The sequence below is a fragment of the Desulfobacter postgatei 2ac9 genome, assembly GCF_000233695.2.
Taxonomy (GTDB): Bacteria; Desulfobacterota; Desulfobacteria; order Desulfobacterales; family Desulfobacteraceae; genus Desulfobacter; species Desulfobacter postgatei.
The window spans coordinates 594493-614021 of record NZ_CM001488.1; the positions used below are offsets into that span (position 1 = coordinate 594493).

Annotated in this window: 23 protein-coding genes; 4 read left to right on the forward strand and 19 right to left on the reverse strand. The window is 48.0% G+C overall.

Going from position 1 to position 19529, the window contains the following annotated elements:
• Positions 1–217 precede the first annotated feature (217 nt).
• The 4 genes from DESPODRAFT_RS02750 (at position 218) to DESPODRAFT_RS02765 (ending at position 3326) form a co-directional block, all read left to right on the forward strand.
• The gene (locus DESPODRAFT_RS02750) at positions 218–1330 is read left to right on the forward strand and encodes a Glu/Leu/Phe/Val family dehydrogenase (RefSeq protein WP_004071158.1); all 1113 of its coding nucleotides are present in this window, start codon (positions 218–220) and stop codon (positions 1328–1330) included.
• A gap of 34 nt (positions 1331–1364) precedes the next feature.
• On the forward strand, positions 1365–1802 hold the full coding sequence (locus tag DESPODRAFT_RS02755) for an ORF6N domain-containing protein (RefSeq protein WP_004071159.1): 438 nt from the start codon (positions 1365–1367) through the stop codon (positions 1800–1802).
• A 109-nt stretch (positions 1803–1911) separates the two neighbouring features.
• Complete coding sequence (locus DESPODRAFT_RS02760) at positions 1912–2691, forward strand: SagB/ThcOx family dehydrogenase (RefSeq protein ID WP_004071160.1); 780 nt, start codon at positions 1912–1914, stop codon at positions 2689–2691.
• A gap of 203 nt (positions 2692–2894) precedes the next feature.
• Positions 2895–3326, forward strand: a complete 432-nt coding sequence (locus tag DESPODRAFT_RS02765; protein WP_004071161.1) for a flagellar protein FlaG — start codon at positions 2895–2897, stop codon at positions 3324–3326.
• Between the two features lie 10 nt (positions 3327–3336).
• On the opposite strand, the gene fliW is transcribed toward DESPODRAFT_RS02765, so the two are convergent.
• The 19 genes from fliW to flhB form a co-directional block, all read right to left on the reverse strand.
• Positions 3337–3762 (reverse strand): flagellar assembly protein FliW, encoded by a 426-nt coding sequence (gene fliW / locus DESPODRAFT_RS02770; protein ID WP_004071162.1) that lies wholly within the window; start codon positions 3760–3762, stop codon positions 3337–3339.
• A gap of 6 nt (positions 3763–3768) precedes the next feature.
• The gene (gene csrA / locus DESPODRAFT_RS02775) at positions 3769–4020 is read right to left on the reverse strand and encodes a carbon storage regulator CsrA (RefSeq protein WP_004071163.1); all 252 of its coding nucleotides are present in this window, start codon (positions 4018–4020) and stop codon (positions 3769–3771) included.
• Between the two features lie 162 nt (positions 4021–4182).
• Complete coding sequence (gene flgN, locus DESPODRAFT_RS02780; protein ID WP_004071164.1) at positions 4183–4686, reverse strand: flagellar export chaperone FlgN; 504 nt, start codon at positions 4684–4686, stop codon at positions 4183–4185.
• A 165-nt stretch (positions 4687–4851) separates the two neighbouring features.
• Positions 4852–5160, reverse strand: coding sequence for a rod-binding protein (locus DESPODRAFT_RS02785; protein WP_004071165.1), 309 nt, complete (start codon positions 5158–5160; stop codon positions 4852–4854).
• A 21-nt stretch (positions 5161–5181) separates the two neighbouring features.
• A complete protein-coding gene (locus tag DESPODRAFT_RS02790) occupies positions 5182–6207 on the reverse strand; it encodes a flagellar basal body P-ring protein FlgI (RefSeq protein ID WP_004071166.1) in 1026 nt (341 codons plus the stop codon).
• 27 nt (positions 6208–6234) lie between these two features.
• Positions 6235–6963: a flagellar basal body L-ring protein FlgH gene (locus tag DESPODRAFT_RS02795; RefSeq protein ID WP_004071167.1), complete on the reverse strand. Its 729-nt coding sequence runs from the start codon at positions 6961–6963 to the stop codon at positions 6235–6237.
• A gap of 14 nt (positions 6964–6977) precedes the next feature.
• Positions 6978–7964, reverse strand: coding sequence for a flagellar basal body P-ring formation chaperone FlgA (gene flgA, locus DESPODRAFT_RS02800; RefSeq protein ID WP_004071168.1), 987 nt, complete (start codon positions 7962–7964; stop codon positions 6978–6980).
• 23 nt (positions 7965–7987) lie between these two features.
• A complete protein-coding gene (gene flgG / locus DESPODRAFT_RS02805) occupies positions 7988–8770 on the reverse strand; it encodes a flagellar basal-body rod protein FlgG (RefSeq protein WP_004071169.1) in 783 nt (260 codons plus the stop codon).
• 12 nt (positions 8771–8782) lie between these two features.
• Positions 8783–9475 carry a flagellar hook-basal body protein gene (locus DESPODRAFT_RS02810; protein ID WP_004071170.1) on the reverse strand — a complete coding sequence of 231 codons (693 nt, stop codon included), beginning with the start codon at positions 9473–9475 and terminating at the stop codon, positions 8783–8785.
• 345 nt (positions 9476–9820) lie between these two features.
• The gene (locus DESPODRAFT_RS02815; RefSeq protein ID WP_004071171.1) at positions 9821–10105 is read right to left on the reverse strand and encodes an EscU/YscU/HrcU family type III secretion system export apparatus switch protein; all 285 of its coding nucleotides are present in this window, start codon (positions 10103–10105) and stop codon (positions 9821–9823) included.
• Positions 10106–10107: 2 nt separating this feature from the next.
• Entirely contained in the window at positions 10108–11040 is a 933-nt protein-coding gene (gene fliK, locus DESPODRAFT_RS02820) for a flagellar hook-length control protein FliK (protein WP_004071172.1), read from the reverse strand.
• The gene (locus tag DESPODRAFT_RS02825; protein WP_004071173.1) at positions 11037–11636 is read right to left on the reverse strand and encodes a hypothetical protein; all 600 of its coding nucleotides are present in this window, start codon (positions 11634–11636) and stop codon (positions 11037–11039) included. Before DESPODRAFT_RS02825 ends, fliK begins: the two co-directional genes overlap by 4 nt.
• Positions 11633–11929, reverse strand: a complete 297-nt coding sequence (locus DESPODRAFT_RS02830; protein WP_004071174.1) for a hypothetical protein — start codon at positions 11927–11929, stop codon at positions 11633–11635. Before DESPODRAFT_RS02830 ends, DESPODRAFT_RS02825 begins: the two co-directional genes overlap by 4 nt.
• Before the next feature lie 12 nt (positions 11930–11941).
• Positions 11942–13411, reverse strand: coding sequence for a hypothetical protein (locus DESPODRAFT_RS02835; RefSeq protein ID WP_004071175.1), 1470 nt, complete (start codon positions 13409–13411; stop codon positions 11942–11944).
• An 88-nt stretch (positions 13412–13499) separates the two neighbouring features.
• On the reverse strand, positions 13500–14246 hold the full coding sequence (locus DESPODRAFT_RS02840) for a FliA/WhiG family RNA polymerase sigma factor (RefSeq protein WP_004071176.1): 747 nt from the start codon (positions 14244–14246) through the stop codon (positions 13500–13502).
• Between the two features lie 41 nt (positions 14247–14287).
• A complete protein-coding gene (locus DESPODRAFT_RS02845) occupies positions 14288–15181 on the reverse strand; it encodes a MinD/ParA family protein (protein WP_004071177.1) in 894 nt (297 codons plus the stop codon).
• On the reverse strand, positions 15182–16285 hold the full coding sequence (locus tag DESPODRAFT_RS02850; RefSeq protein WP_004071178.1) for a flagellar biosynthesis protein FlhF: 1104 nt from the start codon (positions 16283–16285) through the stop codon (positions 15182–15184).
• Positions 16278–18386 carry a flagellar biosynthesis protein FlhA gene (gene flhA / locus DESPODRAFT_RS02855; RefSeq protein WP_004071179.1) on the reverse strand — a complete coding sequence of 703 codons (2109 nt, stop codon included), beginning with the start codon at positions 18384–18386 and terminating at the stop codon, positions 16278–16280. The genes DESPODRAFT_RS02850 and flhA overlap by 8 nt, the downstream gene beginning before the upstream one ends.
• 73 nt (positions 18387–18459) lie before the next feature.
• A complete protein-coding gene (flhB, locus tag DESPODRAFT_RS02860) occupies positions 18460–19527 on the reverse strand; it encodes a flagellar biosynthesis protein FlhB (RefSeq protein ID WP_004071180.1) in 1068 nt (355 codons plus the stop codon).
• Positions 19528–19529 lie beyond the last annotated feature (2 nt).

The following is a 19529-nucleotide window of genomic DNA, read 5'->3' on the forward strand; positions in this document are numbered from 1 at the left end:
TCGTAAAGTCATCTATAGAAAACTATTTATCATGTCAAGGCTGATCTGGCATCGAAACCCCAACCGGGCACAGTCCCGACATGTTGCTCGTCGTGCCCATTCGGGCTATATTTCAGGTTCTTGATAATCGTTTTGTTCTTTGTTATTCTTAATTTTATAGAAAAGGATATTTCCATCCTTTGAATACTATTCCGATCACAGAGGAGGCAAGACTGCTGTGGAAGACATTTTTGCATTGGGTGACAGTTTAGGACCCGCTAAGGTTATTCATGTTTATCAGCCGCACCTTGGCCTTAAAGGGGTACTTGTGGTAGACAATGTCGCCACCGGCCCCTCCATTGGAGGACTGCGCATGGCGGCGGATGTAAGCACGGTCGAATGTGCCCGTCTGGCCAGGGCTATGACCTTGAAGAACGCGGCAGCGGGACTTCCCCATGGCGGGGGCAAGTCCGTGCTTTGCGGTGACCCGCAAATGGATCCGGGAAAAAAGGAACTGTTGATTCGTGCCTTTGCCCATGCCCTTCGTAATGAGAAGGATTATATTTTCGGTCCGGATATGGGCACCAATGAGGAATGCATGGCCTGGGTCAAGGATGAAATCGGCCGTTCCGTGGGGTTGCCCTTTGAGTTGGGCGGCATTCCTCTGGACGTGATCGGTGCCACCGGGTTCGGTGTTCAGCAGGCCATAGAGGTTGCGATCGAGTACTGCAATTTTTCCCTTGCCGGCGCGCGTCTTGTGATACAGGGTTTTGGCGCGGTGGGCAGCCATGCTGCCCGTTTTCTCTCACAAAAAGGCGTTATCCTGGTAGGGGTGGCCGATTCCAGGGCAACCATCCATGACCCGAACGGTATTGATGTGGAGGAACTGGTCCGGATCAAGACGGGCGGAGGCTCGGTGTTGGACTATCCACGGGGTAAGAAACTTGAGAGCGAAGAGGTGATTGACCTTGACTGTGACATCTGGGTGCCTGCCGCCCGACCCGACATCCTGAATAAGGACAACGTTCATCGCCTGAAAACAAAGTTGGTTGCGCAAGGGGCCAACATCCCGCTGACCCCTGAAGCAGAGCAGTATCTGCATGCCAAGGGGGTGCTGAACCTGCCCGATTTCATCGCCAATGCCGGCGGCGTCATCTGCGCTGCGGTGGAATATCACGGAGGATCCCAGGCAACAGCCATGGAAAACATCCGCGATAAAATCACCGCCAATACCCGCACTATGCTGGAGGAGGCCAAACAAAAGAACATCCTCCCCAGGGAAGCTGCTTTGCATCTGGCTCAACGCAGGGTAATGAAGGCGATGGCGCTGAAGCGCTGGGGGATTTTTTAATATCATAGCCTGTGGTATTAAGACAGGAGATAAGGTGGCTGAAATAGAACTTGTTACCACTGAACAAATTACAGAAAAAATTTATCTTATCCGAGGCGTTCAGGTGATGTTAGACCGGGATCTTGCAGCCCTTTATAGAGTTGAAACAAAGCGCTTAAAACAGGCTGTCAGAAGAAATATGAACCGTTTTCCCAATGATTTTATGTTTGAATTGTCAAAAGAGGAATTTGCAGATTTAAGGTCACGGATTGCAACCCCCACTTTTGATCAGAGGCGTTTAAGATATCCGCCTATGGTATTCACGGAACAAGGTGTTGCCATGCTTTCCAGTGTATTGCGAAGTGACCGGGCAATTCAGGTAAACATCCAGATCATGCGCACTTTTACGAAAATGCGAAATATGATCTCTGAAAATCAAAAATTACGCAAAGCCCTGGAGGAACTGAAGCAGCAGACAGATGAAGATTTTTGAGGTGGTGTTTTTTTGTTTTGGATGAGTTGCTGGCGAATGATAACCAGCCGAAACGAAAAATATGATTTTAAAACCTCTTTTGAACAAAACCACTTTTTCAGGGGAAATCATGAAGGATGACAAATTCAAAAAGTATCGATACTTTCTCAAAGATAGTATTCGTAAAACAATTCCTTTCAAATTTACCGACCAAAACCTGGGCGTTCCAGTCCCTCCCATTGAAAAACCATATTCTGAGGGCGCAATATTAATAGATCTTCCTGGTCCTGATGAATGGAATAGGATTTCCCAGACAGATCTCACGCATGCCATAGGCAACAGAAAGAGTCATCGGGTTTATTTGAATCAAAGCCTGACATTAGAAGAGCTGGCTTACCTGTTGTGGTGTACCCAGGGTGTCAGGGGAAAAAGATTTCACGGACATGCATACAGGAATGTGCCGTCCGCCGGCTGTCGTCATGCTATTGAAACTTATCTTGCCGTTTTTAATGTGGATGACATTGAGCCAGGCGTTTACAGATATTTACCCCTTTCCCATCAACTCGTATTTGAATTCAAGGATGACCTGCTGTCAGAAAAAATGATCATTGCTTCCCTTAACCAGTCCTATCCGGGCAAATCGGCTGTTACGTTCATCTGGTCTGCCATACCGTATAGAATGGAATGGCGGTATGGTTTGGCAGCGCATAAGGTCATTGCTCTGGATGCAGGCCATGTTTGCCAGAATCTATACCTTGCCTGTGAAACGATTGATGCCGGGACCTGTGCGATTGCCGCTTACGATCAGGAAGAATTAGATGAACTGCTCGGTCTTGATGGTGAAGAAGAGTTTGCGATATACCTTGCCCCTGTGGGAAAGGTAAAAAAAAATCATCAGAATTATGTATAAAGTATTACCGATTTTTACCGATACTAAATGGTTGACGAAAACATCGGGGTTGAGATACAAAGGCATAAAAACCAATTGGAAAAAAGTTTTAAACATCTCAAGCACGGGAAAGCAACCCTGGAGAGCCGGCCGAGGTCAAAGGGCATTTCAAGACTTATCAGCATCAGCCGATAGGAATTGTTTACCTTAGGAAGGTAAAAAATATGAATGTAACAGGAAGTTCAATAACCAATACAGATAGACCTGAACCCGGCATTCGGGGTCAGGAAGCTACTGCCAAGACAGTAAGTGCAAACAGTAATACGCTGTCCGAATTAAAGCAGAGTACATCTTCTTCGGCAAATATTAAGCGCGCTGAAAGCCGGACTTCTGAACAAAAGAGTGAAACTTCCGGCAATCAGGCCAAACTGACCAGAAAAGATGTCGAAGAGATGGTCGAAGCCCTTGAAGCGTTCGCCAACACTGTTCAGACCAGGCTGAATTTTACCATCGACGACGGCACCGAGGATGTGGTGGTCAAAATTATGGACAAAGAAACCGATGAAGTGATCAAGCAGTTCCCTGCAGAAGAACTTCTTGAGCTTCGTGAAAAAATGCAGGACTTAAGCGGCCTTCTTTTCAGTACGAATGTTTAATTTGATTTTTTTATTTCAAAAGCGGTTGCTGGTGTGAGTAGGGACTGCCCTGGAGGATCAGTTGCATCCCTTCTTTTCGTTCATTGTTAATCACAATGGGCGCCATAAAATTCGCCGTCATATCTTCAGGCTTGCCCTGGGGAATAGTGATAATAACAAAACAGGATAGCTCTTCCTTTCCAAATTCCCATTTAATCGTCTTATCAAAATCCTTAACAGAGAGTGTGTACTCTGGATAGAAACGAAGGGGGTCCATGATCACAAAGCCCAGATTCGGGTCATCCACGCATTGAAACAGATAAAAAGGAGAGGTTTCCTTTTTTTCAAGAACAACATATCGTTTCTGCTGCCTGAATCCGGGGATACCCTCCGGCATATTGATGATTTTATCATCATCAATATTCACTTCACCCAATTGCCTTGTATTAATCTTCATTACCTTTTATTCAGACTCCTTGTCCTTATTACCTATCAGTTTGGCTGCCTTTGCAATATCAATATTATCTGTTGTCCCCTGGGAGGAAAGGATATTCTCCTTTTGAATGGCGTCAAATACCTCCTGTCGCAGGACCGATATTTCCCGGGGCGCATCAATACCTAACCGAATGCTGTTTTTGCCGGTTTCAACCACCTTTACGATGATATCATTAGCAATGACGATACTCTCACCAACTTTTCGTGTTAGAATAAGCATAGGCTTAACAAATAATCCATCAGGCTGACATTAATATTTTTAGCCGTTGAATTCAAAAAGGACTTACAGACCGCCCCAATTGACTCTTAAATTCATCGCCGAACGTACCATTGTTATAATCATATGCAACGTCAGAGTCAACCTTTGTTCCCGCAGGTCGTGCTACACCTGGGCCATGAACAGACAGCTGTTCTTTTTTCCCTGGGTCACCATCCCCTTGCCGGTGTATCGGGCCTGAGCAGGGTTGTTTCCGATTAGCGCCATAATGTTATCCACAACAGACAGATGCTTTTTAACCTGAACGCGATTGGATTTTATAAAATGGGCCACGATCTCTTTTTCTTTATCAATGGTTCGTTTGAGCTGTCTTATCTCGATTTTGTTTTTGTTGGGCAGCGGCAGAGCATGTACCAGTGCGCCCAGGGAAAAGGTATCCGTTTTTTTATCCATGCCGGGAAAATGATTTTGGCAGGCAACAAGAATATTGTTTCGCAATTCTTCGATTTTGCCGATAAGATCTTTTTTTGCTCTGGTTGTTTCCCATATCATGCCAATGTCAACGGTTCCGATAGCCTTTTTTTCAGCCTTTAATACCAGGTTCAGCTGCTGGTAGCAGGCAAGTTTTTCCTTAAGCAGCGTTTGGATACTATCGGCAGCTTTTTTCATATCCCTTCTCCTTATCTTGTTTCTATCAACTACGATATTGAATAGTTAAGAATATTTTCAATCCGTAAAACAAGGAAATATTTTCCGTTTTTCGTTTTGTGCGGATTTAAAAAAAAGCAACTATTATGCCATGATCCAATACAATCAAAATGTTTCAACAGGCTGTCAAACTGAGTCCTGAAGCTGCTGGTATAAAAATTCTTTGAAGCCGGTCACACGACGACCCTGGGATAAATTTTGCGTAAGAAACTGGTCATGTAGGGACTGGTAGACGTCAGAGGCATTGCTTTCGGGGAAAAGACTGTCTCCGGGCAGGGTGTCCCGCATACGCTGCATCAAGGTATTGAGCATTAAAGCCTCAAACCCCTGGCAGGCTTTTTCAAGATCTTTTTCACGCTCGATCTGCCGGGTCGTATTGGTCGTATCCTGGGTATCTGTAACAGGCGTCATAACCCCAGGCATTTGAATAGCCATAATTTTTCCCCTCTAATAAGTCTAAAGTATCTCCAGACTGGCCTGTAGCGCCCCGGCCGCCTTAATACTTTCCAGAATACTGATCAGGTCCCTGGGCTGGACCCCTAAAGAGTTCAGTCCATTAACCAGTTCTCCGATGGTGGAGGTGCCGGGTAGTTCCATAATATACTGGGGGTTTTGTCCCTGGATCGTCACGTTCAGATCTCCATGGGCCACGGCCACATTTGAAATGGTCACCTCACTGCCGATAACCACCGTACCGGTTTTTTCATTGATCACAACCTTGGCAACGGTATCCGGAACCACAGAGAGCCCTTCCACATCGGCAATAAACTCGGCTACATGTTCCTGCTGCATGGATTCGGGCACGTTCAGACGGATGGAACCGGCATCAATAATCTTTGCAATCCCTTCCCCTAAAGCGGCATTGATGGTATCGCCCACCCGCCGGGCCGTGGTGAAATCCGGCCGGAACAGGGATAACGTCAATTGTTCTTTTCCTTCCAGACGAAATGGGATCTCGCGCTCCACTGTGGCCCCGTTGATAATCCGGGCCGTGAGAAGATGACTGCTCCGGTCGTTCACACCGGCGGGTATCGCAAGACTTACTGCACCCTGGGCAATGGCATAAACGTTACCGTTAACCCCTTTCATGGGCATCATTAAAAGGGTTCCGCCCTTAAGGCTTGTGGCATCACCTAACGACGAAACCGTGATGTCGATGCGGTCCCCGATCCGGGCAAAGGGCGGAATATTTGCCGTGGCCATGACGGCGGCCACATTCTTGACCTTGATCTGGTTTTTGTTAAAATGAAGATTCATTTTTTTAAGCATATTGGTCAAAGATTGGCGGGTGAATAGAATATTGTTCTTATCTCCTGTGCCGTTAAGCCCCACCACCAGACCGTATCCGGTGAGCTGATTGGAACGGACCCCCTGGATGGCGGCCATGTCCTTGATTCGGGTGGCCATGGCGGGCTCTGAGAGGGAAAGCAGACACAGCACGGCCCCTATACCGATGGTTATTTTTTTCAACAGATTGTTCATGATGCCCACTCCTTTATCCCCCAAGGCTTACCAGGGCCAAATATTATCAATTATCCGCGTACCCCAGCCCGGTTTCTGTTTGTCGGCCAGGGCCCCTCTGCCGTAGTACTCAATGCGAGAGTCCGCTAACGAGGTGGATTCCACCCGATTGTCCGAATCAATGTCCTCGGGTCTGACAATTCCTGAGACCATGATGTACTGAACCTCATTATCCACTTTCATGGCCCTGCGTCCGAAAATGCTCAAGTTGCCGTTGGGCATTACCTCCGTAACCCGGGCCGCAATAGAGGCGGTTACCTGACCTGACCGGTCACTTGCGGCCTCCCCTTTGGTGGAATTTTCAAAACTGGTGTCAATGAGGTTGCCTCCATCAGAACCGCCGCCAAGATGCGTTACTTTTCCGAATGCATTCAATGTAGGCACTCCCACCGACATACTGGTTGTCCGCCCACCCTCGGAATTTACCTCCATTTCCGAAGAGGCGTTTTCGACAATATCCACGATCACCGTATCCCCGACATAAGCCGCCTTGGTGTCATCCAGCAGGAATCTGTTCTGCGCCGTCCAAAGAGAGCCTTCCACAGGCTTTGCCATGGTGTATTCAGGTTGCACGGCAGGTGCAGGTATTGTGTCCTGGGGCACAACGCTTAAGGCCGACTCCCCGCGACCGGACATACAACCGGTAAACGTCCCTGCCATAAGCGTCAGCAACAATGCGACTCCCCCACGTATTATTTGTTTATGAATGGACTGCATACCAAGCCTCCTGGCTAAAAAACGACTTCCACGGTGCCGTCTGCCCTAACAATGCCGCGCACCACTTTTCCCGATGTTAAATTTTGCACTGTCACAGGCTGGCCCGGATAGCCGTCCTCCTTACTGATTCCTAACGTAACAATGGATAAACGATTTTTTTGGGCCACCAGTTTTACCACAGCGCCTTTTTCAATGGACGGCGCCTGTTTGAATTCACCCCTGGTCACGCATTCTCCTTTGTCAATGGTCCGGGTTGTCACCATACCGTTGACCTGCTCAACCGAAGTCATTACATCCGGCTGCTGTCCGAATAGGTCCATGTCACGCAGGGTGACATCAGCCGGGGTAATGGTCTGTCCCCTTTCCAGGCGCGTTGCCGCTACAACGACAGGCTTCATCTGTGAGAGACGCCCTGTGACGGTCAATCGGTCTTGTTTGACGCCGTCCACCCAAACTTCGGCATGAACGGACAGGCGGCCATTGTCTGAAGGTGTATATCGTTTATCAAACACCAGGGATAAATTGCCCTTGGGATAGGGTTCAATCCCCCGGACACTGAAGGCCGTTAACTTGAATTTATCCTTTGGCAAAAAGCCGGATAAAAACTGTTCAAGCTCCTTTTCCACGTACGACGGGTCAAGGTCCTGACCGGCGCGTTTGACAAACACCCGTTTAGGCACCTGTATATTAATATCATTGTCATTAAGGCCCATGGCGGTTATGGCGGCTGTAACCCTTTCACCTGAAAGCTGTTTCATCCGTCCGGCCCCGGGTGATTTCCCAAGATCAATGCGGGTCAGTTCTTCTTTGAAAAAATCAGGGGCTGTTATCTTTGCGATCTCTCCTAAATATATGACAGGGCTTATCACTTCTGCTGTCCGGGCAACCTCAATAATAATTTTCCCCGGCGGGGTGGCCAAGACCGGCAGACTGAAAGCAAACATGCAGGCCAGACAGGACACTGCCATCAAAAATTTTTTATAAATCGTGGAGGTATTCATGGCGGTATCCATTCAATGTTTTTTTAAGATTTTAACTGGACCGCCGTTGCCAGCATACTATCGGCGGTGGTGATGGATTTTGAATTGGCCTCATAGGTGCGCTGGCCTGAAATCAGACTGACCATCTCCTCTACAACATCTACGTTGGAACTTTCAATATAGTAGTTCAACACGGTTCCGGCCCCGTTTTCCCCCGGCGTATTTTCCTGGGGGGTGCCCGAACCTTCGGTTTCCCTGAACAGGTTGCCGCCTACGGCATATAGTCCGGCGGGATTCACAAAGGTGGTTACAAGCACCTGCTCTGTGGCCAGAATGGTATCATCGTCGGCAAATACGGTCAGGGTCCCGTCGTTGTCCAGGGTAATCGTAACAGCCTCCGAAGGGATGGATATCTCGGGCTGAAGACGGTCCCCTGCCTGGGAGGTAACGTACCCCTCGCTGTCCAGGGAAAAATCCCCGGCCCGGGTATACATATCCTCGTCCCCGTGCAGGACCCTGAAAAATCCCTCTCCCTGAATGGCAAAGTCCAGCTGATTATCAGTCTGGACATAATCTCCCTGGGTAAATATTTTTTGAACACCTGCCGTATTCACGCCCATACCCACCTGAATTCCGGTAGGCACCTGTCCCCCGCCGGGGGTTGTCTGTCCTGCGACCCGCTGGGTCATATACATTAAATCCTCAAATGCTGCCCGGGATTTTTTAAACCCGGTGGTGGAAGAGTTGGCCAGGTTATTGGCGGTAACGCCAATCTGCGTATCCTGGGCCATCATTCCTGTAGCTGCCGACCAAAGTGCCCGTATCATAAGTTTACTCCTTTATGTAAACAGCCCTACGTCATTTATTGCCTTTGAATCAATTTCATCAAATGTCTTCATGGACTTGGTGTAAGTTTCAAACATCCGCTGATAATCAATCATTTTAGCCATTTCTTCTACGACCTGAACATTGGCCTGCTCAAGGGAGCCGGCTTCAACCCTGACATTTTCAGGGGGAATTTCATCTGCTGTATCTCCGGTATAGACAAACAGATTATCTCCGGTTTTCTCAAGCCCTTTCATGTTTTCAAAGGAGACCACATCAAGGGTATCCAAAATTTCATTATTTAAAAAGATTTGCCCGTATTCATCAATATTTACACTTGTATTTGGGTCGACAGTATCAATGAAGATCGCCCCGCCCTGACCCATGACAGGATTACCGCTTTTATCCACAAGAATGCCTTCGCTGCTCAAAGAAAAATTTCCGTTTCGCGTGTATTTTATGCCGTCCGGGGTTTCCACTTTGAAAAGGCCCTGGGGGCCTAAGGCCACATCCAGGGGATTATCGGTTTTTATAACATCACCCTGGGTAAAGTCCTGATCCACCCGGGCCTTGAATGCTTTATCAAAACTGACGAAATCTTTTTTAAACCCAATGGTGGAGGCATTGGCCAGATTATTGGAGACGGCTTCAAGTTTTCTTTCCTGCCTTAACCCGCCCTGGGTCGGCCGCGTCATTTCAAGAATCATAGGGCAGTTTACTCCTTTGCATGGTTTGCCGGTGTTTCTACGGCATTGATTGGTTTAATCGCACCTTATCCACACCCCATGCAAATGGAGTGCCATATTTCTTTTCAATTAATTATAGACTCTGAACAACGCTCTTTTCAGGAAAAATTATTTTTTAAAGCTTATAATTAAAGGGAAACAAGTTGATTTTAAAAATAATGTGCCAAAAGGCCGACACCTGAGGCAGCCGGATTTGACGCACCCAGAAATTTTTTCCCACTGTTTTGGGAGTATAAAATGGCCTGTCATAAATGCAATCGGCTTATTGACAGTAAAAAGCTTGAACAATAATGATTCTGGACGACATCAGGATTTTTTTTCGGGCTTTTTAGCATTGGCCCCATAAACAAAAGCAAGAAGTTCGGCCACCGCCACATATATTTCAGGCGGAATTTCCTGGCTGATGTCAAGGGATGCCAGAACCTCCACCAGGTCAGGATCGTCCTTTACCGGAACGCCATGGGCCAGTGCCAGGGCAATGATATTTTCAGCCACCTTGCCCTGGCCCTTAGCGGTGACCTCCGGAGCTCCGTCCTTAAGCCTGTCATATTTCAGGGCAACTGCTTTTTTTCTTTTGTCTTTAGGTGTCATGGTCAAACCACAATATTGAGACCCGGAATCTGATCGGGTGTTTTCATGGAAAGCATTAAACTGGTCGGGGCAATTTGTTCCGGTCGGGCCACTTGGCAGTCGATATTTCCTGCCTGATATCCGATTCCTGCCAGACGCTGTCTCAACTCTGAAATTCTTGGGGCAAGGTAATCACAGCTTGCCTGATTTTCCAATAAAAATCGGCCGGCAATGGTTTTATCCAGAATGGAAAAATCTGCCCGTAAGGGGCCAAGGGCGGTCATGTTCAATAAAAAGGAAATACTGAGCATCTTTTTTTCTGTATCTGCTGTGCCTCTCTTTCCCATGTCTATCATGAGCTGGCCGAAATCAAAACCACCTTCCCGCCAGACAGGAAAGGGCATCAGAAATCGTACGCCATCCTGACTTTGCCCACTATCCCCTGATTTGACATTTAACTGGGCAAAATTATCCAACGCCTCTGAAATATGTTTCAATACAGAGGCTTTTGCCGGATCACCTTCTGTGCCGGCAAGGGATAAAGAGGCAGCTTTTAAGTCCTGGGTCGCCAATTGTTTGATCTCATGCGCAACCGTTTTTTTATCCCCGGCCTTTTCAAGAGCGGTTGCGAGTTTCTTTTCAAAGCCTAAGCCCATATTTTTTATTACTTTGGACAGGAACTGATCATCCCGGACATCGGATTTCAGGGAAAGTTCCATAAGGATATCACTCAGAATCGGTTCCTGGGTCTGGCTGAGCGCACTCAATCCCTGGAAAATTTTTGCCAGTGAAAAAGATTGGGAAAAGGTCCTCTGAAAGGAGTTATCCGCCTCTGGACGTGGGTTTGAATCCGGGACAATCTGGCCGGGCTTTAAATTCATGATACCTGACAGTTTGGAGTGTTCCTGGCTGCTGCCGCTAAGTATCAGGGACGTAAGGGGATGGCTGGGAATCATCTGGACTTCTCCATTGCAATAAACTTTTCTTTGAGGTCAATGACAAGCGAAACCTCCCTTCTGGGTATGGAAAGCCTTTCTGCAATGGTGTCAACATCCATCTTCTGATAATAAAGATCTATGATCCGCTGCTGTTGATCAAGGAGATCGGTCTCTTTGTGAAAAAAAGCAGATCCTCCCTTGGGCAGGGCATTCAGCAGGGACTTATGCTGATTTTCAAGCTGGCTGTATAGGGTGTTGGCCCGGGATAAAAGCAGATTGATGCTGATGATTTTTGAATCCAGGGACTGATCAAGTTTCCGGGTCAGTGTCTGTTTTTCCTGTACCAGCCGCTCAAACTCCATGGCCGCACTCTTTGACGCTTCCAAAATAGGTTCGATAATCTCAGACGCTTCCGTCAGAACCTCCCTGGCCATAACCTGGGCTTTTTCACGGGTCTGGGCGGCAATGTCGCCAAGGTCAGTTCCCTGTATCGGCTTGGGATTGCGTTGAAGCCGGTTGGCCCGTCGGATAAAGAGAAGCAGCAGAAAGATTAAGAACAGATCAATGATAAGTGAAAGTAAAACAAGCAATTCGGTGGGGACCTTTAGCATCATACCGTGATATCTAAAAGTCGGCCCGATCCATCGGGGTCCGGCGGCAGGTCATCTTTGGAAGGCTGTTTTTTTGCACGTTTGGCTTTAAGCACCTCTTGTCGCTTTTCTTTTTCCTGTTTCAAAGAGAGTGTTTCTTCGCTTTCCTGAACAGTTGTATTTTCCACCACCTGGTGATTTTGATGTTGTATGGCTGCCTGGTCAGGATCCGGTTTTGGGGACTGAATCTGCTGGGCCAAATCCTGGGCAATACCGGATTGCTGAAAAATCTGGTTATGTCCATGAACTGTGGTCATTTGTTTCCAGTGTTAAGTTGCTTTAAAAGATTTAAAACTAATCTTTTCAATATATTGGGGCGGCAACACCTTTTTCAATGAGGCCTCCACACCCGATAGCAGATCAGCTTCCGTCACATCATTGTTTTTTTCCGACACCAGCCGGGTCTGGATAGCGCCGTAAATTAAGTCCCGGTAAAAGGCAAGATTACTGTTTATTTCATCATAAGCCCTTTGATCTGAATAATCAATAGAGACATCTGCATACACATAGGTCATGGTCCGGCTTTGATCTGAGGCAAGAATGATAAAATCTGTTAACAAAATTGTTCCTGGCCTGCGGCTGTGCGCGGGAGCCGCTATCTTTGCAGGAAAATTAGCCTGGCCGTCCCGGATAAGATCAATTTCGGTCAAGGAGGCGGTCTGTTTTTTCGGCAGTGGCACAGGCGCACTTGAAAAAAACAGAAAATAACTTAATGGAACGGATATGCCCATGAACAGCAGGACAGAAGCGGCAGCAAGCATCACCTTTGACTTGAGAAAGGCTTTGATCCGCCCGCCTTTTTTCGACGGTCCTGCTGGGACAGGTCTATTTTCGCCGGAAATTTCAGCACCTTCGATGCCTTCCAGAACCACCTGATCCGAGTCGGATTCCAGGTTATCAAACGCATCATCGAGCTGGTCCTCCATATCAGGCGCATCGTCTTCTCCCCCAATATCGCCGAGTAGATCTTCATCCTCCTGATCTGCGGCCATGAGAAGAGTATTGATGTCGTCCTGAGATATGAGGATATCCTCATCTCCATCCAGCAACCCATCCTGCTCATCTGACTGCTGGAGAAGGGCATCAATATCTTCCTGCGTTACGTCATCATCCGCGCCGCGACCATCTATTGCAGACATCAGGTCTATCCTGTACGGCAGATTATCCTCTCGATCGTCCCCGGCATCCGCTTCCGGAACCTCCTGGGCCGGCAGGCCGGCCTCAATCAGCGCATCCATGGCGTCCTGGGTGATTATACAATCGGTCACCTCTGCAGCCTGGCTTTCATCTATGGGTTCATCAAAGGGGTCTTTTTCCTGGCCCAAGGCTTCCGTGGCCGGGGTGTCGTTAACGATCACAGACTCGGTCGTTTTCTCCGCCACTTCGTCCTGGTTTGATTGCGCTTCTAAATCCTCAGGTTCAGACTCGGATGGATCATTCCCCTGGGTATCGCCACTGATTGCACCCTGAATATCTTCCAGTGAGATCAATTCGTCATCGTCATCTGAATCAGACTCCTTAGAATCATTCATGAATTGGTCAATATCATCCTGGGATAATTCACCGCCATCGTCTTCAAGATTGTCATCGTCATCCAGAAGCGGCCCGTTGAGCAGACTGTCTATATCATCTTGGGACAACTCGCCGGCATCGTCATCTCCGGAAGAGATATCCAGCAGTTTATCAATATCATCCTGGGAAATTAGATCATCTTCTTTTTCCAAAATCGGGTCTGACATAACTGCCCCCTAAAATTCAAAACAGATGGATTCTTATTGATTGTCTTAATTGATTGAAATAAAGCAAATACCAGGCCATTTTTATTGATTATTTCCCATAACTATCCAGGCTTGCGTGCAGTTTCACCAGAACAGCCGTATGGATTTGACATATCCTGGATTCCGTCAAAGACAAAACCTCTCCAATTTCTTTCAAGGTCAGTTCGTCATAATAGTAAAGAGAGATAACAATCTGCTCTTTTTCCGTTAATTTTTTGATGGCCTTCACCAGAACGGATTTCAATTCTGCTCGGTAAAAGTCGTTTTCGGGATTTTCGTCATCTCTGAGTCCGGCCTGAAAACGGGTCTGGTAAGAAATATCATTTGTTTTCGTCTTGATGAAATCATCCAGGCTGAGGACAGCAGCCCCATGGATATCGGTCAGCATATTCTGGTAAGTTTCCAGATCGACACCCAACGCCTCACTGATTTCATCGTCATCGGCCGGCCGCCCCTTTTCATCCTCAATGGTTTTTGCAGCCCGGGCGATATTCTGGATTTTTTTTCGCATGGACCTTGAATAGGTGTCCATGCTGCGCAATTCATCCAGAATGGCCCCTTTAATACGATACCGGGCATAGGTCTCAAGGCTGACATGTTTGCCTGGATCAAATTTATCCACCGCATCAATGAGGCCCAGGGAACCTGCTGACATCAGTTCGTCAAAAAGCACACTGGCGGGCAGACGCATGGCAAACCGGGAGGCAATGTACCGGACCAGATAAGCGTAATTGACAATACTCTCCTGTCGCCAGGTTTCCCACGCCGCTTGATTTTTTTTAAGGGGGTATTTCATGGAACCGTTATTATTTCCTTTTATAAAATGACGATCATCGCTTATTGGGCCGCTTCAAACACCCGGTTCATAAAAAAGGTCAGGTTTCCCTGGTTCTGGTTCGTCCTGTCGTCATTGAGCAGATTCTTTGCAAGATCAGCGATGGCATCGGCTGCAGGACTGTGTTTTACCATATCTAAAAGGATGCTGCGGTTTCGAACGGCCTTTTGCAGAGCCGGATCAAAAGGGACATGTCCACAGTATTCAAGAACCACATTTTTTAAAAATTTATCCAGGGCGTTGCTTAAAGATCCGTAAACTTTTTTGGCCCCGGTTCGGTTCTCCGCCATGTTCACCACCAGTTTGAAATACTTTATCCCATAATTTTGAGACATGACCTTCATCAGGGCATAGGCATCGGTGATTGAGGTGGGTTCCGTGGTTGCCACCACCAGGCACTGGTCTGCAGATGCGTTAAAATAGAGCACATTGGATGAAATACCGGCGCCTGTATCCAGCAAAATAATATCTGCCATGTTGGAAAAAGCCTCAAACTCCGACAGCAGGGTCAATTTCTCACCTTCACTGAAATGGGTCAAATCGGCAAACCCGGATCCCCCCGGGAGAATACCGATGCCATGATTCGTTGTTACCATCACCTGGGATAATGTTTTTTCCCCGGATATCAGATGGCGGATGTTATATTTGTGTCTTAGGTTAAATACGATGTCAATATTGGCCAGGCCCACATCCGTATCTATGATCACCACCCGTTTGCCGAGTCGTGTCATGGCCACGGCCAGATTTCCCACAATATTGGTTTTACCCACCCCGCCTTTACCGCTGGTCACCGCAATGACCCTGGGGTATGAATTGCCATTGGAAGCCCCGTTCCGTTCCCGTCTTTGCATCGCACTTGTCCTGGCTATCTGCCGCAGTCCTTTTGCTTGATCCACCTAATCTCCTTTGGGCTCTTTTTTCAGAATTATCTTCAAAAGCTCATGGCGGTCCGGGATAATCAAATCCTCGGGCACCTTCTGGCCGTTGGTCACCAATGAAACCGGCAAGTCATAGCTTGCCGCCTGGTCAAGGATTTTCCCGCATCTTTTTGTCTCATCAGTTTTTGTAAACACATAGGTGTCTGGATTAAATACGGAAAAAGCAGATGCCGCTTCTTTCATATTAATCAATTCAGAGGTAACACTCAAGGTTAAATGAACACTGATCTGGAAATCATTTCTGACCAGTTCAAGGATTTCGTCAATTTTTTCCTTATCGTAATGGCTGTGTCCGGCCGTATCAATAAGCACCAGATCCATGGATTTCATCCGGTCCAGGGCGCATGCCAGATCCTGGCGTGAAAAGGCAGGCATACAGGGCAGCCCCATGATGCCGGCATACGCTTTGAGCTGCTCAAAGGCCCCGATCCTGTAATTGTCTATGGAGACTAAGCCCACCTTCATTTTCCGGGTAAAACTTAAACAGGCCGCCAGTTTGGCAATGGTGGTGGTTTTTCCCACACCGGTCGGCCCCACAAAGGCCGCCACCTGGGGGAGCCCCGAAGCGTTATGCCGTGTGAAAAAATCCTTGGTGCGAAATTGATCCAGGCAAAGGCCCATAACGCTCTTTTTCAACTGCTTCATTTGTGTTGCCGTATCAAGGGTTTTATCCAAATCTAAGGCAGCTTTTTGAACAAGATCTGCCGCCAGGCGTTCGCTGACGCCGCAGCGAAGCAGGGATGCCAGCACACCTACGGACTCAAAATGGTTGCACAGAATGGAGGATACCCCGGAACCAAAACCGGCTACAGAAAGGATGTCTTTTATTTGCGCAAGATCTGACTTAAGGGCTTTCACATCCTGGACAAGAGGGGATTCAGGTTTGTTGTCACCGGTCGAAGGGATTGCGGCCTCAACCTCGAACATGGTCTTTGCGTAGGGATCTCTTGGGGATTTGGGCACCTTTCGGGTGGAAAGAATCATGGCATCGGGCCCAAGTTCCTCCTTGATCCCGGCAAGGGCGGTCTGGATATTCGGTGCCCTGAAAATTTTTTTATCCATTCTTTAAGGTCACCTTTCCGACAGCCTGCAGGTTAATATCATCCACGATCTCTGCGTGGGATACCACAAAAACGTTGGGAAGAGAGGGCTCAATCAGACGACGAACGTGACGGCGCAATGTGGGCGAGGTCATGAGCACAGGCTGGGTATTCAGTGTGATGAGTTTTTCCACCTGTTTGGATACGGCACCGACAAATTCCGTTATCAGGACAGGCTCTAAAGCCAGGTAAGTCCCGTGGTCGGTCCGCTTGATATTTTTTGTTAGAATTTCTTCAAGCCTGCGGTCCAATGTCATGACTTGCAATTTTTTACCGGGCTGCAGGTAAGGCGCCAGCATACCTTTGGCAACCCGCTGGCGCACATATTCGGTTAACAGATCCGGGTCCTTGCCCGCCGGGGCAAAATCTGCCAGGGTTTCCACAATGGTCAACAGATCCCGAATGGAGACACGTTCCCGCAAAAGATTCTGGAGCACCTTCTGGACAGCGCCGACACTTAAAAGATTGGGCACCAGTTCCTCCACAACCTTGGGACTGGTTTTGGCCAGGTTATCCAGAAGATGCTGGACATCTTGTCGGCTAAGCAGATTGTGGGCATTGTTTCTGATGATTTCCGTCAAATGGGTGGCAATAACCGTGGAGTTGTCCACCACAGTGTATCCGGAAAATTTGGCCTCCTCTTCCCTGGACATGGGTATCCACAGGGCCGGCAGATTAAAGGCCGGTTCAACCGTATCAATCCCGTCAATTTTTTTAGCCGCACCACCGGGATCCATGGCCAGATAGTGATTGACCATAAGCTCTGCACCGGCAGTCTCAACGCCCTTAATCATAAGGCGGTACTGGGCCGGGCTTAAATTCAGATTATCCCGGATATGGATAGGCGGAACAATGATACCCATCTCCGTGGCAAACTGCCGGCGGATGGCCTTGATCCGTCCCAGAAGCGTACCGTCCTGCTGCTTGTCCACCAGGGGAATAAGGCCATATCCCACTTCCAGTTCCATGGTATCCAGACGCAGCAGATGATCCACATCCTCGGGTTTTCCGGGTGTCTCTTCCTGGGCCTGGGTCTGGGCCTTTTCAATGGCCTGCTGTTTTTCTTCCTCTTTTTTTCCCTCTTGTCCTAAAAAATACCAGGCAATGGTTCCCATGGTAATTCCTAAAGTCATAAAGGGGATAGTGGGAAGGCCCGGGATAACGCCTATGAGAAAAACAACCACAGCCCCCACCATTACCGGGGTGGTACTGGAAAACAGATGCTTGGCAAAAGCCTGTCCCATCTTGCTGTCTGCGCCGGAACGGGATACCAGAAGACCTGAGGCAGCAGAAATCAAAAGCGCCGGAATCTGGGAGACAAGGCCGTCACCCACGGTGAGCAGGGTGTAATTGGTCAAAGCCTCCCCAAGCGGCATCCCCTGCTGCACCACACCGATAAGAAAGCCTGCGCCGATATTAATCAAAGTGATCACAATGCCGGCAATGGCGTCGCCACGGACAAATTTGGAGGCACCGTCCATGGCGCCATGAAATTCCGATTCCCTGGCAATGGCAGCCCTTCGCTCGCCGGCTTCTATTTCGTCGATCATGCCGGCATTGAGGTCCGCATCAATGGCCATCTGTTTGCCGGGCATGGCATCCAGGGTAAAACGGGCGGCCACCTCTGCAATACGACCGGCACCCTTGGTGATTACCATGAAATTGATGAGTACCAGAATAATGAAAATAATTAGACCCACCACATAGTTGCCGCCCACCACAAAGGCACCGAATGACATGATGATCGCCCCGGCTGCCTCCGGGCCTTCGCTGCCGTGCAAAAGAATCAGCCGTGTGGATGCCACGTTCAACGAGAGCCTGAAAAGGGTGAGCATCAGAAGCAGGGAAGGAAAGATACTGAAGTCCAGTGGTTTCTGGGTATACATGGTGGTGATCAGTACCACCACGGCAAGGGAGATATTCAGGGCCAGAAAGAAATCAAGGATAATGGGATGCAAGGGCAGAATCATCGCCATGAGAATGCCGATAAAGGCCAGAACCATCAGGATATCTGATGACTCTTTCTTCATTGTGGCCATGATACCGACGTTTTCTGCGGCCATTTATCCTCCTTACTTCTTACTGCTTATTGATGGATACTTGACATCTTGTGCCAAAAATTTGACTGCCTGGTGTCTAACTGTTCTTAAGTCCGTAAACGTAAGCGAGCAGTTCAGCTACAGTCTGGTAATATTCAAAGGGAACCTGCCCTCCAATATCGACTGATTTATACAAATTCTGGGCCAAAGGCTTATCTTCCACGATGGGGACATCATTTTCCTGGGCAATTTTTTTGATATTTTCAGCCACGGCCCCGGCGCCTTTGGCCACGACGGTCGGGGCAACCATCTTTTCTCTGTCATACTGCAATGCCACAGCAAGGTGCGTCGGGTTGGTCACAACGACATCTGCCTTGGGTACGGCAGCCATCATGCGTTTTCTGGCCGCAGCCATCTGGAGTTGGCGAATCCTGGATTTAACCGCCGGATCACCTTCTGTCTGTTTGTGTTCATCCTTGACCTCTTTTTTGGTCATTTTTTGCTCTTCTAAAAATTTCCATTTCTGGAACGCATAGTCCAGGATGGCAACCAGAGTCATTACAAGACAAACTTTTATGAAAATCCAGAAGGATTTAATAAGAAGAAATAAAAGAATCTGGGCTGTGGAATTATCGTACAGGGTAAGCACTTTTGAAAGTTCACCCTTTGTGGCCAGATAGCAGACCAGTGAAATAACGGCAATCTTAACCAGTGATTTCACAAATTCGATTACAGCCCGGGAAGAAAATTTTTGTTTAAACCCGTTAATGGGATTCAGCTTGCTCAGTTTCGGCTCTATGGCTTTCCAGGATACATGGAACCCGACCTGGGCGAGATTGGACACAAGTGCCACGACGCAGACTGCTGCAAATACGGGCAGACACATAAAAAACATCTTTTTGGCATGATAAATCAGCAGCGCGGTCAAGTCTGCCGGGTTCAGTTCAGGTACCCGTTCAAAGATAAAATTATAATGAAATACCTCCACGCAGTTCTGGTAGAAAAAAAATCCCGTGGTATATAAAGCCATAACACCGCCCAACAAGACAAATACCGAAGGGATTTCCATACTTTTGGCAACCTGCCCTTCCTCTCTTGCCTTGTCGAGCTTTCGTGACGACGCGTCTTCGGTCTTCTCGCCGCCACCCTCCGGATCTTCTGCCATAT

What these genes read in the sequence shown, in the direction of transcription:
- DESPODRAFT_RS02760 (WP_004071160.1), top strand. Translation starts at nt 1,912, where the DNA reads ATGAAGGATGACAAATTCAAAAAGTATCGATACTTTCTCAAAGATAGT.
- DESPODRAFT_RS02765 (WP_004071161.1), top strand. Translation starts at nt 2,895, where the DNA reads ATGAATGTAACAGGAAGTTCAATAACCAATACAGATAGACCTGAACCC.
- fliW (WP_004071162.1), bottom strand. Translation starts at nt 3,762, where the DNA reads ATGAAGATTAATACAAGGCAATTGGGTGAAGTGAATATTGATGATGAT.
- csrA (WP_004071163.1), bottom strand. Translation starts at nt 4,020, where the DNA reads ATGCTTATTCTAACACGAAAAGTTGGTGAGAGTATCGTCATTGCTAAT.
- flgN (WP_004071164.1), bottom strand. Translation starts at nt 4,686, where the DNA reads ATGAAAAAAGCTGCCGATAGTATCCAAACGCTGCTTAAGGAAAAACTT.
- DESPODRAFT_RS02785 (WP_004071165.1), bottom strand. Translation starts at nt 5,160, where the DNA reads ATGGCTATTCAAATGCCTGGGGTTATGACGCCTGTTACAGATACCCAG.
- DESPODRAFT_RS02790 (WP_004071166.1), bottom strand. Translation starts at nt 6,207, where the DNA reads ATGAACAATCTGTTGAAAAAAATAACCATCGGTATAGGGGCCGTGCTG.
- DESPODRAFT_RS02795 (WP_004071167.1), bottom strand. Translation starts at nt 6,963, where the DNA reads ATGCAGTCCATTCATAAACAAATAATACGTGGGGGAGTCGCATTGTTG.
- flgA (WP_004071168.1), bottom strand. Translation starts at nt 7,964, where the DNA reads ATGAATACCTCCACGATTTATAAAAAATTTTTGATGGCAGTGTCCTGT.
- flgG (WP_004071169.1), bottom strand. Translation starts at nt 8,770, where the DNA reads ATGATACGGGCACTTTGGTCGGCAGCTACAGGAATGATGGCCCAGGAT.
- DESPODRAFT_RS02810 (WP_004071170.1), bottom strand. Translation starts at nt 9,475, where the DNA reads ATGATTCTTGAAATGACGCGGCCGACCCAGGGCGGGTTAAGGCAGGAA.
- DESPODRAFT_RS02815 (WP_004071171.1), bottom strand. Translation starts at nt 10,105, where the DNA reads ATGACACCTAAAGACAAAAGAAAAAAAGCAGTTGCCCTGAAATATGAC.
- fliK (WP_004071172.1), bottom strand. Translation starts at nt 11,040, where the DNA reads ATGATTCCCAGCCATCCCCTTACGTCCCTGATACTTAGCGGCAGCAGC.
- DESPODRAFT_RS02825 (WP_004071173.1), bottom strand. Translation starts at nt 11,636, where the DNA reads ATGATGCTAAAGGTCCCCACCGAATTGCTTGTTTTACTTTCACTTATC.
- DESPODRAFT_RS02830 (WP_004071174.1), bottom strand. Translation starts at nt 11,929, where the DNA reads ATGACCACAGTTCATGGACATAACCAGATTTTTCAGCAATCCGGTATT.
- DESPODRAFT_RS02835 (WP_004071175.1), bottom strand. Translation starts at nt 13,411, where the DNA reads ATGTCAGACCCGATTTTGGAAAAAGAAGATGATCTAATTTCCCAGGAT.
- DESPODRAFT_RS02840 (WP_004071176.1), bottom strand. Translation starts at nt 14,246, where the DNA reads ATGAAATACCCCCTTAAAAAAAATCAAGCGGCGTGGGAAACCTGGCGA.
- DESPODRAFT_RS02850 (WP_004071178.1), bottom strand. Translation starts at nt 16,285, where the DNA reads ATGGATAAAAAAATTTTCAGGGCACCGAATATCCAGACCGCCCTTGCC.
- flhA (WP_004071179.1), bottom strand. Translation starts at nt 18,386, where the DNA reads ATGGCCGCAGAAAACGTCGGTATCATGGCCACAATGAAGAAAGAGTCA.
- flhB (WP_004071180.1), bottom strand. Translation starts at nt 19,527, where the DNA reads ATGGCAGAAGATCCGGAGGGTGGCGGCGAGAAGACCGAAGACGCGTCG.